Annotated in this window: 14 protein-coding genes; 10 read left to right on the plus strand and 4 right to left on the minus strand. The window is 51.4% G+C overall.

Annotated elements, in window-relative coordinates; all coding sequences use genetic code 11:
* The 3 genes from mobV to WMO26_RS09525 all read right to left on the minus strand — a co-directional run.
* The coding region (mobV, locus tag WMO26_RS09515) for a MobV family relaxase (protein ID WP_349219946.1) at nucleotides 1-419 on the minus strand (419 nt) is incomplete at its 3' end.
* 182 nt (nucleotides 420-601) lie between these two features.
* Nucleotides 602-997: a replication initiator protein A gene (locus WMO26_RS09520; RefSeq protein WP_349219948.1), complete on the minus strand. Its 396-nt coding sequence runs from the start codon at nucleotides 995-997 to the stop codon at nucleotides 602-604.
* Between the two features lie 111 nt (nucleotides 998-1,108).
* The gene (locus WMO26_RS09525) at nucleotides 1,109-1,522 is read right to left on the minus strand and encodes a cysteine-rich VLP domain-containing protein (RefSeq protein ID WP_074022009.1); all 414 of its coding nucleotides are present in this window, start codon (nucleotides 1,520-1,522) and stop codon (nucleotides 1,109-1,111) included.
* 443 nt (nucleotides 1,523-1,965) lie between these two features.
* Here WMO26_RS09525 and WMO26_RS09530 point away from each other — a divergent pair, with 443 nt between their 5' ends.
* From WMO26_RS09530 to WMO26_RS09545, 4 genes are all read left to right on the plus strand, one after another.
* Nucleotides 1,966-2,763 carry a helix-turn-helix domain-containing protein gene (locus WMO26_RS09530; RefSeq protein ID WP_071429279.1) on the plus strand — a complete coding sequence of 266 codons (798 nt, stop codon included), beginning with the start codon at nucleotides 1,966-1,968 and terminating at the stop codon, nucleotides 2,761-2,763.
* Between the two features lie 24 nt (nucleotides 2,764-2,787).
* Entirely contained in the window at nucleotides 2,788-3,558 is a 771-nt protein-coding gene (locus WMO26_RS09535; protein ID WP_002578723.1) for a nucleoside phosphorylase, read from the plus strand.
* A 24-nt stretch (nucleotides 3,559-3,582) separates the two neighbouring features.
* Complete coding sequence (locus WMO26_RS09540) at nucleotides 3,583-4,359, plus strand: ANT(9) family aminoglycoside nucleotidyltransferase (protein WP_002578722.1); 777 nt, start codon at nucleotides 3,583-3,585, stop codon at nucleotides 4,357-4,359.
* 149 nt (nucleotides 4,360-4,508) lie between these two features.
* Entirely contained in the window at nucleotides 4,509-5,375 is an 867-nt protein-coding gene (locus WMO26_RS09545; RefSeq protein ID WP_001255868.1) for an aminoglycoside 6-adenylyltransferase AadE, read from the plus strand.
* Here the strand turns inward: WMO26_RS09545 and WMO26_RS09550 are convergent.
* Nucleotides 5,324-5,749, minus strand: coding sequence for a hypothetical protein (locus WMO26_RS09550; protein WP_032548332.1), 426 nt, complete (start codon nucleotides 5,747-5,749; stop codon nucleotides 5,324-5,326). The genes WMO26_RS09545 and WMO26_RS09550 overlap by 52 nt on opposite strands.
* A gap of 219 nt (nucleotides 5,750-5,968) precedes the next feature.
* Between WMO26_RS09550 and WMO26_RS09555 the strand changes: the two genes are divergently transcribed.
* The 6 genes from WMO26_RS09555 (at nucleotide 5,969) to WMO26_RS09580 (ending at nucleotide 15,785) form a co-directional block, all read left to right on the plus strand.
* Nucleotides 5,969-6,565, plus strand: coding sequence for a hypothetical protein (locus tag WMO26_RS09555; protein ID WP_349219950.1), 597 nt, complete (start codon nucleotides 5,969-5,971; stop codon nucleotides 6,563-6,565).
* A gap of 126 nt (nucleotides 6,566-6,691) precedes the next feature.
* Entirely contained in the window at nucleotides 6,692-7,798 is a 1,107-nt protein-coding gene (locus tag WMO26_RS09560; RefSeq protein ID WP_349219951.1) for an SLC13 family permease, read from the plus strand.
* A 198-nt stretch (nucleotides 7,799-7,996) separates the two neighbouring features.
* The gene (locus WMO26_RS09565; RefSeq protein ID WP_349219952.1) at nucleotides 7,997-8,470 is read left to right on the plus strand and encodes a MarR family winged helix-turn-helix transcriptional regulator; all 474 of its coding nucleotides are present in this window, start codon (nucleotides 7,997-7,999) and stop codon (nucleotides 8,468-8,470) included.
* Nucleotides 8,464-10,809 carry an ABC transporter ATP-binding protein/permease gene (locus tag WMO26_RS09570; RefSeq protein WP_349219954.1) on the plus strand — a complete coding sequence of 782 codons (2,346 nt, stop codon included), beginning with the start codon at nucleotides 8,464-8,466 and terminating at the stop codon, nucleotides 10,807-10,809. Before WMO26_RS09565 ends, WMO26_RS09570 begins: the two co-directional genes overlap by 7 nt.
* Nucleotides 10,810-11,210: 401 nt before the next feature.
* A complete protein-coding gene (locus WMO26_RS09575; RefSeq protein WP_349219955.1) occupies nucleotides 11,211-14,192 on the plus strand; it encodes a bifunctional diguanylate cyclase/phosphodiesterase in 2,982 nt (993 codons plus the stop codon).
* 180 nt (nucleotides 14,193-14,372) lie between these two features.
* Nucleotides 14,373-15,785, plus strand: coding sequence for a lipopolysaccharide biosynthesis protein (locus WMO26_RS09580; RefSeq protein WP_349219957.1), 1,413 nt, complete (start codon nucleotides 14,373-14,375; stop codon nucleotides 15,783-15,785).
* Nucleotides 15,786-16,101 lie beyond the last annotated feature (316 nt).

Consider the following 16,101-nt stretch of genomic DNA (forward strand, 5'->3'; position numbering starts at 1 on the left):
TTTGTCAGCGGAACAAAGGTCAAATGCAGGTGGGGCGTTTTCTCGTCCATGTGTACCACCGCCGACACGATATTTTCCCGTCCTACCCGGCCAATGAGGAAGTCCGACGCCCTTTGGAAGAACGCCTGTATCTCCTTTGGGGATTTCCCCTTAAAAAACTCCGGGCTGGCGGTTATCAGCGTATCGACAAACCGTGTGCTGTCCTTGCGGGTTCGGCACCCGGCCTGCTCAATCCGGCTCTGAATGAAGTGGTAATAGCGTCCCTCCGGCTTGACGATATGGAAGTTGTATTTGCTCCGGCTTGTGTCAATGTCGGGATTGCTGGCATACTGTTCTTTCTGTCTTTCGTGATGGGCTTCCAGCGGCCTTGCCGGGTTGCCCTTGTGCTTCTCAAACCGTAAAATTGCGTGTTGTGCCATTCTGCTCCTTTCCCCATTCCTTTCCTATCCGGGGTTTTCCACAGGGAAAATCCCGCAGAAAATAGCTCGGATAGGATTGGAATGGATAGAATATAAATCAATCTTTTTATCTTTGTATTTCTATATACCGTCCGGTTTTCGTACGTCTCAGGAGTGATTTCCGTACTTCATGGGTACGGTTTTCAGTCCTCCGGCGTACCAGAACCGGATTTCTTGAAGTCGGTGTTTGGAACCGCTTCATAGGATTTTGGGAAAATGCGGTTGGGTTTTCCACAGCCCTGCTTCTGGATCTCCACCAGTCCGGCGTATTGCAGTTCCCGCAGGGTATTCACCGCTTTCTGCCGCCCACAATGGAGCAGTGTGACCACTTCACAGATAGGGTAATACAGGAAAATCCGTCCGCAGTCATCCGCCCACCCATTCTTGCGGGATAACTCTGTCCGGCGCAGGATAAAGGCGTACAGAACCTTTGCCTCGTTAGACAGGGCCTTGAATGTGGGGGCTTCAAAGAGGAAATTCGGGAGCCGGGTGAAGCTGAACGCCTTTTCCGGCTGATGGATATAGATGGTATTTGTCATAGTGCGTTTTGTGGACGGTTAGAAGCCCGTTTTCCGGGGCGGGCGATACTTTATACCACCTGCCCCGGTTTGGGGCTTGCAAAGCCTGATAAATCAAGGCTTTTTTCGCTCCTAACTGTCCACAGCAGACCTCCTTTTCCGTTCACTTTCTGTTTTCTGCCGCCTGTGAACTCTGGCGGCACAGCCGGGGCAGTATTTTGCCCGGTTGGATTTGGGGACGAACACGCCACCGCAGACCGCACAGCGTTTCAAGTCCTTATCCCGGAAAATCCCCGCTTCCAGCGTTCCGTCCAGCGGCAAGACCGCCCAGCGGAACCACTTACAGCAGACCGAGAAAGAAACTGTCTGCGGGCAGGTGCAGGTGTCCCCATCGTCAAGGACAATGCAGTTGCCGTCCTCACAACAACAGCACTCCCGGCGTATCAGGCTGGCCGCCTGTTTCCTCTGCGCCGGTGTCATGCGGTAAAGGGAACCGTCCGGCCTGCGTTCCAGCGGCGGCAAGTTTTTATAGGGGTTATCTTTCATGCGTTCCCTCCATTTTGCTTTCCGTTGCCGTTTTCCCCGAAAAGGTTTCCTGCCTCGTCGTCGCAAGCTGCGTATCGTTCGTTTCACCGCAAGCGGCAAAACTCACTCGCTCCGCTGCTCCTCCTCTCCCCACAAAGCCATGCGGCTTTGCGGGGGCCCCGACAATAGCGGCGTGTTCCGGCGTTGGCACGCTCCCCATACTTCGGGACATTTTGTCCCGAAGTCCGGCTCCTTGCGGTGCTTCCCCAGCCGGGGTATTCCTTTTCGGACGGTCATTCTGTTTTCAAGGTGCTGTCCATCGATGAACTACCCTAAGTCTACACGAAAAAAATGCAATCCCCGGAATTTTGCGAGAATTGCATTTTGATGAAGTTTACACTTTGGAAATTGCATTTTTTGCAATCATTCTGTATAATGGAAGTATGCGGAGGAGGTGCGTATCTATGGCTTTACCCGGAACACCCGGACAGCGGATTTCCGATTTATGCAACGGGAACCACATCACACAAAAGGAACTTGCGGAGAAGATAGGGGTTTCCGCTTCCCAGTTGAGCCGCATTGTCAGCGGCGAAACGAGAACGGTCAGCAGTGATATTCTCATAGGCGTGGCAAAGGAATTTAAGGTATCGACAGACTACATACTGGGCTTATCCACCGTGAGCGTCCGTAAAAGCTACGATATTTCTGAATTAGGCTTGTCCGAGGGAGCCGTGAGGGGGCTCGTGACGGGTGCTGTTGATGTGCAAATCCTCAACCGCCTGTTGGAACACAGGAATTTTCCTAAGCTGATAGATTTGATACGGATTTATTTTCAGGACACAGCGGCAAAAGGCATAACAGCAAGAAACCAGCTTATCGAGATAGCAACGGCTTCCCTGTCCGACCTGATGAAAGAACACCCGGAACACCGGGCGGAAGCAAAGCAGGATTTACAGCTTTTGAACGCCCAGAAGATGGGGGAACATGAGGCGGAGATTGAGAAAATCAAAAATGTGTTCCTTGCTATCCTGCGGGATATTAAGAAAGACATTGACAACGGGGAACAGCCGGGAGAAGCTGTGACCGCCGCGATGTTCCAAGCCATGCGGGACGCATTGGCGGAACAGAAGCAAAACCCGCTTTCCATTGACGATGTAGCGGCGATGGTTGCCGGACAGATCGGACAGCTTGCACCGATGGATGAAGAAACTGCCGACCTGTTCAAGCAGTTGGCAAAAAAGATGATGAAAGGAATAGAATAATAGCCTGTTATTCGAGATAATAATATGCCATTAGTAAAGCATGACTACCCTGTTTTAGAGTACGATACCGCATCAAAAGCTGTTTTTCAGCCGGGAAATGGGAAAAAATGTTTTCCTGCAAAAGCAGTGTTTGCTTTTTTAGGAGACGAGGTTGAAAATTATGCACATACCCATGATGGAATACAGATAGATGAATTTGAAAGTGCAACAAGACGATATCCTATTTATGAATGTCTTTATAATCAGGAGAAAATATGTCTATGTCCGGCTCCTGTGGGAAGTGCTGCTGCCGTCCAAGTTTTAGAATATTTAATTGCAGGGGGTGTAACAAAGATTATTTCCGTCGGCTCCTGCGGCGTATTGGAAGACATCCCGGAAAATAGATTTTTGATACCTGTTTCTGCATTGAGAGATGAGGGAACATCTTACCATTATCTTCCTCCCTCCCGAGAAGTAGAGATTTCAAAGGCTGGTATAAATGCGATTGAATCTGCTTTAAGCCAAAAGAATATACCATATTGGGAAGTTAAAACATGGACAACAGACGGTTTTTATCGAGAAACAGTAGAAATGGTTCAGTATCGGAAAGAAGAGGGATGTCAAGTAGTAGAAATGGAATGTTCCGCATTGGCGGCGTGTGCAAAATTTAGAAAAGTTACATGGGCTATGCTGCTTTTTTCAGCCGATACTCTTGCAGACCCTCATAAATACCAAGAAAGAGAATGGGGAAAAACAAGTATATCCATAGCCTTAGAATTAGCCTTAGACGCTGTTTTATCAGTTGTTGAGGAGTAAAAATAAATACATATAGGAGTTACAATGAATATAAATGAATTTCCACAACAAGTAAATCAAGTTATTTCAATAGCAGAAACCATATTACAAGGTCAAATATTGGGGATATATTTATATGGTTCAGCAACAATGAATGGGCTGCGTCCAGATAGTGATATAGATATACTGATAATTACTAAACAAGAATTGAGTAATTCAATCAGAGCAGATCTAACAAAGCAATTATTGAAAATTTCTGGCTCCGTAGGCTGTATTGAAAAAAGACCTTTAGAGGTAACTATTATCAATCAATCTGATATTGTTCCGTTGCAATTTCCGCCAAAATGTCAGTATATGTATGGTGAATGGCTAAGGGGAGAGATGGAAGCAGGAGAATATCCGCAAGCCTGCAATGACCCAGATATAATGATTTTATTATGGCAAGCAAGAAAAAATAGCATAACTTTGAAGGGGGCGGAAAGCAAAGAGCTTATTCCCGCTATCCCATTTCACGAAATTAAAAAAGCAATTCGGTTTTCTTTACCTGGTTTGATTTCCAGCTTTAAGGGTGATGAAAGAAATGTGTTATTAACCTTATCACGAATGTGGTTTACTTTAGTAACAGAAGAAATCACGACAAAAGATGTTGCCGCAAAATGGGTAATTTTAAAATTGCCGGAGAGATTTCCCCCCCTGCTAACAACGGCAAAGGAAGCTTATTTGGGAAATTTGTCTGATGAATGGGAGACAGTAGAAAAGGAAGCGATGGCACTTGTAGAATATATGAAAAAACAAATTGAGGAATTACTTAGAACAGAGTAGCAAAGTTAGCGGGGCCAATCAACGGTCAAGATGAACGGCGCATAAATGCGCCGCCGTTGACAGTCCCGCCCGTCTTTGCTGATGGGCAATCAAGGCGGGAAAGCCCTAAAATGGCTTCACACCTATTTCAATAATTGGAGGAGATAAAAATGAGATCAGAAAAGGAAGTTTATGATATTGTTTTGAATTTTGCAAAAACAGACAAACGCATTCGCATGGTTACTTTGGAAGGATCTAGAACAAATACAAATATTCCGCCTGATGATTTTCAGGATTTTGATATTACTTTTTTTGTTACGGATATGGACAGCTTCACAAGTGATGATAAATGGCTAGATATATTTGGTGAAAGGTTGATTCTGCAAAAGCCGGAAGATATGGAATTATTTCCAGCTGTAGAAAAGGGATTTTCATATTTAATGCTGTTTACTGATGATGTTAAGATAGATTTAACTTTGCTGCCGCTGGAACTGATAGACGAGTATTTTACATGGGATAAACTGGTAAAGTTACTGTTGGATAAAGACAACCGTATCGTAAAGCCGCCAATACCAACGGATATAGACTACCACTTGCAGAAGCCTACTCAAAGAATGTTTGACGATTGCTGTAATGAATTTTGGAATACTACAACATATGTAGTAAAGGGCTTATGCCGCAAAGAAATTCTTTTTGCTATTGACCATATGAATGATATAGTACGAAAAGAATTGCTTCGCATGATTTCCTGGCTGATTGGTATCAAACAGGGATTTCATTTCAGTTTGGGAAAAAACTATAAATTTATGAAGCAATATGTCCCAGAGGAATTGTGGGAACGACTTATGTCTACTTATAATATGGATTCCTATCCCCATATGTGGGAATCCTTTGAACAATGTATGGCATTGTTCCGGGAGGTTTCGTCAGAAGTGGCATGCCAGTTGGATTACCAGTATCCACTATATGATGAAAAAATCAGTAATTATGTGATTCGGCAAAAGAAAAAATATGGCATTGAAGATGATAACAAATAAAATTTTTTCAATCGAAAAAATTTATTTTGATTATTCAATTTTGAAAAACTGAATACCTCAAAATCAGAAAGAGCGCGGCCAAGCACTTTGAGGGATTGGCCGCCTTGTCCACCCATCCAGCGGGGCGGCGGGCGGCGGTCAAGGCCGGGTGTAACCCCGTTCATTTCAGCCTTGACGGTTGCCCGCTGTCCTGCTACTTTTCCGGGAGTGTGGCCACAACTTCGGGACACTTTGTCCACAAGTCGGAGCGTAGGACGAGGGACGGGGGCTTTCATATACGCCCTGTCTGCTGATGAAACCAGACCTGCGCTTGCGGCTCCACGCCACGCAAGCACAGCCCTGTTTTCTTGCCGCTTCAAATCTTGCCGCTTCAAATGCCCTTGCCCTCCCCGGCGGCAACGGCATTTTCACGACAACGCCGACAGAGCGTATAACACACTACACTTTGCTTCGCAAAGTCGTGTGCCAAATGGGGGCGTTGCCCCCTTTGGAAACCCCCACAAGAAAAGGCGATATGCTACCCCTCCACGGGGCGCATACCGCCTTTTCTTGTTATCCAGCCCTCCGGCTGTATTGGTTGAGCAAAAGTCAGCGTGGGATTGGTGTGGTATCTTTATCTAAGTGAACCCCCAGCGGACTATCCATACGCAGAAACCTTTTCAGCTAAGCACCTTTGGACAGGTGAAAGCAAAAGTCGAGGGCTGGGTGTTTTTGCAAAGGCTGGCGTAAAAATAAGTGAGAATTATTGGCCCAAATATGTGCTGCGAAATTTTTTATCGGTACGCGTACAGGAATCCTTCGATTTAATAGCAGTTTGGGCATGCAATCCCTATATCGAAGAATATTGCATTTATCAAAGCATCAACTTAGACCGCATAACGGAAACCAGCGTCATTATAGGCGATCTAAATAGCAACAGCATTTGGGATCGTGCACATGGAATGAGAAATCATACCAGAGTAGTTAAGGAATTAGAGCAAAAAGGATTGCACTCTGCTTATCATCTAATGACAGGGGAAAAGTCCGGCAAAGAAACGTCACCGACATTCTATTTGCATCGGCATCTCGACAAGGGCTTTCATATTGATTATTGTTTTTTGGCGCCGTCACGCCTGCGAAAAATTAGCATTTTAGATAATACATGGACAAGCTATTCCGACCATCTTCCACTTTTGGTGGAATTAGAGTAATATACATATGCCCATGTGGAGACGGTGGCGCGGCTGACAAAATAAGCCCCTATTTGCATGTGCCGGGCTGGTTTTGGGCCAAAGCAGGGGGCGGCTGAAACTTCTTCGGAAATGAGCGGTGATCACGTGAAGAAAAAGCGGGTTGCTTTTTTAAAAAAACATGCGGTTTTGGTGGCGGCGGCCGTCTGCGCGGCGGCTTCCGCCTTTTTTGTGCCGCCCGACAAAACCTATTTCTCCTACCTGGACCTGCGGGTGCTATGCCTGCTTTTTTCGTTGATGGTGGTGGTTGCAGGGCTGCAAAGCTGCAACGTGTTCGCCGTTTTGTCCCAAAAGCTTTTGCAGGGAAAGCGGAAGTTGCGGGCTTTGGTGCTTTTATTGGTGCTGCTCCCGTTCTTTTCTTCCATGCTCATCACCAACGACGTAGCCCTGATTACCTTCGTTCCCTTCGCCATTCTAGTGCTCAGCTTGCTGGGAGAGCGTCGACACTTGATCAAAGTGATTGTTTTGCAGACGATAGCGGCCAATTTGGGTAGCATGGCCACCCCCTTCGGCAATCCCCAGAACCTGTATTTGTACACCACCTTTTCCATTTCTCCGTTGGACTTTCTGCTTATTATGGGGAAGTTTACCGGGTGCAGCCTTTTGCTGCTTCTATTGTGCGGATTTCTCTTCCCCAAGGAAACCTTGACCGTCCGCTTTCCAAAACCGGCCGCAGTATCAAGCAGGCTGGACGTAATCCTCTACGGGATGCTGTTCGTCTGCTGTCTGCTGGCGGTTTTGCATGTCCTGCCTTATCCGGCGGCGGTGGTATTGGTCGCAGGCGTTGCTTTATGGAGAAACCCGTCCCTTCTCAAACGGGCGGACTACGGCCTGCTCCTCACCTTTGTCTTCTTTTTCATTTTCTCCGGGAACATGGGGCGCATCCCTTTTTTCCAGGAGATGTTCTCCGGCTTTCTGAGCACGGCCCCGGTGGCCACCGCCATTGTCAGCAGCCAGGTCATCAGCAACGTACCCGCCGCCGTGCTCCTTTCCCGGTTTACCGGGGACGGGGCCAGTCTGCTGATTGGGACGAACTTAGGAGGGCTGGGAACGCTGATCGCGTCTCTGGCAAGCCTGATTTCCTTCCAGTTCTACGGGGCAGAGGCGGACGCAAAGCCGCTGCGGTATTTGGGAACCTTTACCCTTTTTAACCTGGGGTTTCTGGCGGTTCTCTGGCTGATGACCCTCCTGTGAGGAAAAAATGGAAATAAAGTGTCGTTCTCACCAGAAAAAAGGCCGGTTTCCGGCCTTTTTTCTTTGAAAACCATCACAGATGTGAAGCTTTTGTTAAATTCCGGATTCCGAAGTAGACAGAGGACGGAAAAAAGCCTATTATATGTGATACACATGTAAATGAGGCTGGCGAACAGCACCAGACAAGGGGGGAGAACGGTGGAGCTGCGGCTTTTCCGCGAGCAGGTGCTGCGGGACATTCAATTGACCAAGACGTATATGGAAAAGGCCATGGATCCAGTGGTTCAGTCGGAAGGGCTGACGGTTTTGCAGGCGCTGGTGCTTTTGGGCCTTGAGCAGGGAACCGTCGACAACGTAAGCTCCCTGTGCCACGCCACCGGGATGGGGCAGGCCAACGCGTCCAACCTCTGCAAGAAGATGGAGCGGGAAGGCTTTCTGCTGCGGGCCCGCGGCAAAGAGGACGCGCGGGTGGTAACCTTACAGCTGGCGGACCGGGGAAAGGACGCCTTGTCCCGGATAAAGAAAAAGTTTCAGGCGTATGACGCCGTGCTGCAAACCATTCCACCGGAGAAGTTCGACGCGGTCCTGGGGGGCATTGCGGCCGCCCAGGAGATTCTGCGCCGGATTCTCGCATATCAGCAGGCAGACAAAGGAGGCACGCAATCATGCTAGAACTCAAGCATATTCGAAAAACTTACCGGGTAGGAGACATTGAAACCAAAGCCCTCGACGACATCAGCGTGGCGTTCCGGCAGAAGGAATTCGTGGCGATTTTGGGAACCAGCGGGTCGGGAAAGACCACCTGTCTGAATATCATCGGCGGGCTCGACCGGTACGATTCGGGCGAGCTTGTCATCAAGGGGAAGAAAACCTCTGATTTCAAGGAGCGGGACTGGGACGCCTACCGCAACAATTCGGTGGGGTTTGTTTTCCAGAGCTACAACCTGATTATGCACCTGAGCATTGTGGAGAACGTGGAGCTGGGTATGACCTTAAGCGGCGTGTCTTCCGAAGAAAAGCGTAAGCGGGCGCTGCAGGTGCTTGAGCAGGTGGGCCTAAAAGATCATCTGCACAAAAAGCCCAATCAGCTTTCCGGCGGTCAGATGCAGCGGGTGGCCATTGCCCGGGCCTTGGCAAACGACCCGGAGATCCTTTTGTGCGACGAGCCTACCGGCGCGCTGGACACCGCCACAAGCCTTCAGATTATGGACTTAATCCAGTCGGTGGCCAAGGACCGGCTGGTCATCATGGTCACCCATAACCCGGAAATTGCGGAAAAATACGCCGACCGGATCATCCGGTTTCAGGACGGCAAAATCATTTCCGACAGCCATCCTCACCAGGAGCGGCCCAAGCCGGATATGTTTACCCTGAAAAAGACCAGCATGAGCTTTTTCACTGCCCTCAAGCTCTCCTTTAACAACATCAAAACCAAGAAGGGCCGCACCTTTCTTACCTCCTTTGCCTCCAGCATCGGCATCATCGGCATTGCGGTCATTCTAAGCCTTTCCACCGGCTTTCGCACCCAGATCGACCAGTTCCAGCAGGATGCCATGGCCGAATTCCCCATCTTTATTTCCCAGAAGGCGGCCGAGGTGGATATGGACACCATGATGGAGCAGTCCAAAAAGATGCAGGATCAGGTCAAGGGCGCGGGGGAATACTCCGATTCCAAGGAGGTCTACCTCTATGACCCGTCCGAGTCCCAGATCATGCACCAAAATGTCTTTACCGACGAATATATGGATTATCTCAACGGGATCGACCCGGAAATCTGCAGCGGCATCGGCTATACCCGTATCGTCAACATGAACCTGCTGCGCCAGGTAGACGGGGACGTGGTCCCGGTCACGCTGTCGGACAGCGCGTCCGGCTCGGGTTCGGAATCGGCAATGGGTTCCATGCATCTGTCCTCCTACCCCAAGGAGCTTAAGGAGGACGGCGGGTCGTACCTTCAGAAAAATTATGACCTGCTGGAAGGGAGCTACCCCGAAAGCCCTACGGATATGGTGCTTGTGGTGGACGCCAACAACGAAGTCAAGGTGGATGTGTTCAAAAACTTAGGCATTGACGTGGAAGGAAGGGAAAGCATTCCCTTTTCCGAGATCGTGGGCCTGGAAATGAAGCTCATTCCCAATGACGACTATTATGTGAAGACCGAGTTCGGCACCTTCCTGCCCGGCACCGATTACGCCGCTATGTACGATTCCGCCGACGCGGTGACGGTGCGCATCGCGGGCGTGGTCCGCCAGAAGGAGGACCTGGGCTACGGCCTTTTGGGCGCGGGCCTTGCTTACAGCGACGAGCTTTCCCAGATGATAATCGATACGGCGATGGATTCGGAAATCGTCAAGGCTCAGAAGGACAGCGACAAAAACGTCATGACCATGGAAGACCTGGACGAGGAAACCAAGTCCTCCTTCCTTTCCTATCTGGGCGGCAACGCCACGCCGTATATGGTGATGGTCTACCCCAACAATTTCAGCGATAAGGACGCGGTTACCGACTACCTGGACGCTTACAACGAAGGCAAGGACGCGGATGACCAGATCATCTACACCGACCTGGCCGCCACCATGTCCACTATGACCGGCGGCATTATGGACGGCATTACCATCGTGCTGGTGGCCTTCGCCGCCATCTCTCTGGTGGTCAGTTTGATTATGATCTGCATCATCACCTATACCTCGGTGCTTGAGCGCACCAAGGAAATCGGCATCTTGCGGGCATTGGGCGCCCGCAAGAAGGACATCACCCGGGTGTTCGACGCGGAAACCTGCATCCTTGGCATCTTTTCCGGGGTGCTGGGCGTGGTGATCGCCTGGCTGCTAAACTTCCCGATCAACCAGATCCTTTACAACATGACGGAACTGGAAAACGTGGCAAACCTGCAGTTGATCCACGCGGTGCTGCTGGTGGCCGTCAGCACGGTGCTGACCATGCTGGGCGGGCATATCCCGGCCCGCATGGCGTCCAAGCGGGACGCAGTGGAAGCGCTGCGCTCCGAGTAAAGGCAAGCGGATACAAAAGCCGCCCGGTTATGCTTTATGCATAAGCCTGGGCGGCTTTTGCCGCAAAAGGGATGCGCAGGGGGGAAGGGGGGGCTGCAACCCCTTTCTTTTGTCCGGATGGATCAGCCGCAAGGAAGAAAGGCACAGTTATGAAAGAGAGAATTCCGTTCAAAGAGCGGGGAGGAGGAAACGCTCAATGTTTTTTCATGTCTTATAGCTGGAAAGTCCATCCAGGGCCATTGTGTTTCCGGTTTGCAGCGGCTATAATAAGACCATTCTAGGGTGTATCATCCGATCGGAGTATTGCCATGAAACGAGAGCAGCAAAGTCCGGATCGCCTTCAACAATTTTATTCCTATTTCAGCGCCCTTAAGCCCTTTTTTGAAAGAAGCCGCCCGCTTTTGACGGACTTGGAGGCGCTGGCGGACTTTTTATCGGCTACGGCGGCGCTGGACCGCCTTGCATTGATGTGCCTGGACGGGCAGGGAACCTGCAAGAAGTTCGCCGTATGGACAAAGATGGATGGTACACGGGAAATCCCGGTTTCTCAGATGCCTGCCTCCTTGTTTTCCAGGCTCAGCCAGCTGGGCCGGGAAAGCGATCCAGCGCAGGAATGGGTGGAAGAAGCGGTACGTCTCGCGTATGCAGGTCCCGCTGAGGAAATGCATACCCTCGCCCTGCCGGTCATCCATATGGGCAGACGGCTGGGCCTGGCCTTTTTTACAAAGGACGGGGCTGCGAAAGGCTGGACGGATCAGGAGAGGGAAATGCTCGCAACGATTACCATGGCTATGGGCATTTCTTTTTCCAACCGCGACCGCGAGGAAGAGAACCGTGTTCAGGAATTGGTCTTTAATTCCATGCTCGACTGCATGAGCGCCAGCGTCTATGTCACCGATGCAAAGACCGATCGGATTTTGTTTATGAACCAGTCGATGAAGAGGGACTTCGGCATCGAAAACCCGAAAGGTAAAATCTGCTGGCAGGTTTTGCAGAAGGGGATGGCCGGCCGGTGCGAGTTTTGCCCGGTGGAGGAGCTGGTACAAAGCGGTAAGGAGAATCCTTCCTGTATCTGGGAGGAACAGAACACGGTGACGGGGCGTATTTATGAAAATTACGATACGCTCATCCGCTGGCTGGACGGGTCGCTGGTGCATCTGCAGCAGTCGGTGGACATTACCGCCTCCCGAAAGCTGACCCGAGAAGCGCGTATTGATGAGCTGACGGAGTTTTTAAACCGCCGGGCGGGGAAGCTCGCCCTGTCCGAAGCGCTTGCGCGCGCGAAGATGGAAGAGGTCTGTGTTAGCGTGGCACTGTACGACGTCAATTTACTCAAGGAGGTCAACGACACCTACGGCCATTCCGAGGGGGACCGGATGCTTACCTTGATTAGCGACGGCGTACGCCGGGCGCTTTCACCGGGAGAATTTGCCTTCCGTCTGAGCGGGGATGAATTCGTTGTCGTTTTTTACGGGCTTTCCAAGCAGGCTGCCGTCCAGCGGATGGCCGCCATCCAGGAGCGGCTGAGGAAAATAAGGGAAGAAAAGAACGTTCCTTATGCATTGAGCTTTTGCTATGGGCTGGTTGAGGTGCTGGGGGAGGAATTTGTCACCGTCAAAGAGGTGCTCACCCAGGCGGACGAAAAAATGTACGAGCAGAAGCGCCGGTTCCACATCGAGCTGGCCCAGAAGCAGCCCCAAAGGCCGGGAAAGCAGCGAAGAGCGGACAAAGAGGTTTTTGATTACGACAAGGACCGTCTGTATCACGCGTTGGAGCACAGCACCGACGATTATATTTACATCTGCAACATGAAGACCGGGACGTTTCGGTATCCGAAGGCGATGGTGGAGGAATTCGGCTTGCCGGGCGAGGTGGTGGAGAACGCTGCCGCCGTCTGGGGGGCCAAGGTCCACGAACATGACAAGCAGGCTTTTTTGGAGTCCAACCAGGAGATCACAGACGAGCGCACCGACACCCACTGTGTGGAATACCGGGCGGTCAACCAAAAGGGCGAGTGGGTCTGGCTGCGCTGCCGGGGACACCTGGAGCGAGACGAGGCCGGAGAGCCCACCCTGTTTGCCGGAATCATCTCCAAGCTTGGAAAACGAAACCGCATCGACCCCATGACCGGCCTTTACAACAAATACGCCTTTGAAGACCAGGTGGAGGAATGCATCCACAGCCAGGAAACCCGGAAACTGGGGATCATGGTGCTGGGAATGGACGATTTCCGACGGGTCAACGATCTGTACGACCGCAGTTTTGGAGATGAGGTGCTGCATGCCACCGCTCAGAAAATCCAGGCGCTGCTGCCGAACGGCGCCGTCCTTTACCGGCTCGACGGGGATGAATTCGGCGTTTTACTGCCAAACGGCGGGCGAAAGGGGCTGGAATCGATCTATCAGGCGGTTTCCAAGAGCTTTTCCCACCAGCAAAAGCTTAGCGGGAATAAGTATTACTCCACATTATCCGCCGGCTGTGTGCGCTATCCGGAGGATGCCCGTACCTATCTCGACCTGCTCAAATACGCGGGGTATTCGTTGGAAGCCTCCAAAGCGGCCGGGCGCGGCCGGGTGACCTTCTTTTCCGAGGAAATTCTTTCAAGCAAGGAAAAGGATCTGGAGCTCATTGAGCTGCTGCGGGAAAGCGTGGAGAACCGGTTCGCTGGATTCCGGCTTTATTATCAGCCTCAGGTGGCGGCGCGGGACGGGCATGTGACCGGAGCGGAGGCGCTTGCCAGGTGGCAGTGTGAGAAGTATGGACAGGTGCCGCCGGCGGTGTTCATCCCTCTGCTCGAGCAGAGCGGCCTGATCCTCCCGGTGGGCCGATGGATTCTGCAGAAAGCGGTGCGCCAGTGCAAGGAATGGACCCGGATAGACCCGGATTTTGTCATGAGCGTCAACTTGTCCTACGTACAGATTGCCGAGGACGATTTTTTGCCTTTTTTGGAAAGTACCCTCAAGGAAGAACGGCTCGACCCCAAGAATCTGGTGGTGGAGCTGACCGAAACGTATTTGGCCCGGGAAAGCGGGACCCTCAAGCAGCTCTTCGACCAGATCCGCGCCCTGGGCGTGCGCATTGCCATGGACGATTTCGGCACCGGCTATTCCTCGCTGGAAATTCTCAAAAATTCCCCGGCCGACATTGTCAAAATTGACAAGACCTTCATCCGGGACATCCGTACCAGCCGCTTTGACGCCACCTTCATTCGTTTTGTAGTGGAGCTGTGCCATGACGTGGACATACGGGTGTGTCTGGAAGGGGTGGAAACCCCGGAGGAATACCAGACTGTCGGGCAGATGGGGCTGGATACCATCCAGGGCTACCTTTTCGGAAAACCGCAGCCAGAAGAAACGTTTGAAGAAAAATTCTTTTCTGAGTGAAAGGTTCACGTACATTGGGCCTCATCGGCATGCGCCGGCGGGGCTCTTCTTGGCCCGGTCCGGCAAAAATTTGAAACAGGTGGCATGTCCTCTTTCCGACGGCTTTCGAGGGGCGGCGCGGGGCAAATGCCATACAATAGGGACAAGTCATATTTTCGATAAAGGAGCCAAGCCCAGCCGATGGATAAGTACAAAAAGCTGATTTCCAATACGGTGATTTTTGCCATCGGCACCTTCAGCTCGAAGGTGCTGGTGTTCCTGCTCATGCCCCTTTATACGACGGTGTTGAGCAACGAGGAATACGGCGTGACCGATTTGCTGGTACAGACGGGTAACCTGTTGCTGCCGCTGGTGTCGCTGGGGATCGTCAATGCGGTGGTACGCTTCGGGCTGGACAAAAGCGTGCGAAAAACCGACGTGTTTTCCACCGGTCTGCTAACCATTTTCTGCGGGTTCGGGGCGCTGCTGGCATTCTGGCCGCTTTTGAACCAGGTGGATGTGATTTCCGGGCATACGGGGCTTATTTACGCCTTTGTCCTCATGTCCTCCCTGCGCTCTCTGTGTTCCCAGTTTACCAGGGCCAGAGGCCTCGTGCGCCTCTACGCCTTCGACGGCATTCTCAGCACCGCCACCACTATCCTCTTCAACGTGCTTTTCCTGGTAGCGTTCGGATGGGGTATTTCCGGCTATGTGCTGGCCATGGTCTGTTCCGACTTTATTTCGGTGGTGTTTTTGTTTTTCATGGGGCGGCTTTCCAGGTATATCCGCATTGGCGGGATGGAGGGATCCACCGTCAGGGCCATGCTCAAGTATGCGGTCCCTATGATTCCAAACACCATGTTCTGGTGGATTACCAACGTTTCCGACCGGTACATCGTCACCGCCTTGTGCGGAGAAGGGGCCAACGGCCTGTACGCGGTGGCTTATAAGATTCCCTCCATCGTGGTGCTGATTTCCGGCATCTTCATGGACGCCTGGCAGCTTTCCGCCGTGACCGAGGAAAAAGCCCGTGCCCGGTTTTTTACTAAGGTGTTCCGCTCTTACAGCGCCCTGATTATGATGGCGGCCTCCGGCATCATCCTGGTCTGCAAGCTAATGACCAAGCTTCTGGTGTCCGACGAGTTCTACGATTCCTGGCAGTACATCCCCCTGCTTGTGCTGGCCACCGCCTTTTCCTGTCTGGTCAATTTTCTGGGCAGCGTTTACATGGTCAAAAAGAAAAGCATGCTCTCCCTGGTGACCACGGCGGCAGGCGCGGGCTTAAACATCGGGCTCAACTTCCTCCTCATTCCCATGATGGGGGTAAACGGCGCGGCTCTGGCCACCTTCGCAAGCTATCTATTCGTCTTTCTGCTGCGGGCGGTATCGGCCAGATGGTTTATCTTCATCGACTACGGCACGGGAAAGCTGTTCGCCAATACCCTGCTGCTGGTAGCTCAAAGTGCCTGTATGCTGCTGCAGCCGCCTTACTGGGCGCTTTTGCAGGCGGCCTTTGTGCTGCTGATTTTCGCGGTCAATTCCAGGGAACTGCTGGAAAACGCTCAGAAGATTCTCCATCGCCAGCCGAAACCATCGAAAAAAGCGCCAAAATAGCCGTGATCTCCCGCGAAAACTGGGAAAAAGCGCGGCTTGTGGGCTTGGTTTGCCCCGTGCTATCATAAAAGCCATGAAGCAGAAGGGGGGCAGGCGTGTGAACCGGTGGGGCAGGAAAACATATTGGCGGGCAGGAGCGGCGGTGCGTGATCTTTGTACTGTGAGCTTGGAGTTATCCGATCATACCAACATCCGCCATGCCTGATTCCATAAAAAAGCCCCGGCAGCTTCAGCTGCCGGGGCTTTTTTATTCTCATGTGCGAAAAACACCGGAAACGCGACGGAATCAGTCATTATCTATCATAATAAAAGGAAT

Origin of the sequence: Solibaculum intestinale (genome assembly GCF_040096205.1) — a bacterium.
GTDB lineage: Bacteria > Bacillota > Clostridia > Oscillospirales > Acutalibacteraceae > Solibaculum_A > Solibaculum_A intestinale.

Excerpts from the sequence above, each read along its gene's own strand:
- WMO26_RS09545 (WP_001255868.1), top strand. The coding sequence starts at position 4,509 with ATGAGATCAGAAAAGGAAGTTTATGATATTGTTTTGAATTTTGCAAAA.
- WMO26_RS09520 (WP_349219948.1), bottom strand. The coding sequence starts at position 997 with ATGACAAATACCATCTATATCCATCAGCCGGAAAAGGCGTTCAGCTTC.
- WMO26_RS09540 (WP_002578722.1), top strand. The coding sequence starts at position 3,583 with ATGAATATAAATGAATTTCCACAACAAGTAAATCAAGTTATTTCAATA.
- WMO26_RS09570 (WP_349219954.1), top strand. The coding sequence starts at position 8,464 with ATGCTAGAACTCAAGCATATTCGAAAAACTTACCGGGTAGGAGACATT.
- WMO26_RS09535 (WP_002578723.1), top strand. The coding sequence starts at position 2,788 with ATGCCATTAGTAAAGCATGACTACCCTGTTTTAGAGTACGATACCGCA.
- WMO26_RS09525 (WP_074022009.1), bottom strand. The coding sequence starts at position 1,522 with ATGAAAGATAACCCCTATAAAAACTTGCCGCCGCTGGAACGCAGGCCG.
- WMO26_RS09530 (WP_071429279.1), top strand. The coding sequence starts at position 1,966 with ATGGCTTTACCCGGAACACCCGGACAGCGGATTTCCGATTTATGCAAC.
- WMO26_RS09580 (WP_349219957.1), top strand. The coding sequence starts at position 14,373 with ATGGATAAGTACAAAAAGCTGATTTCCAATACGGTGATTTTTGCCATC.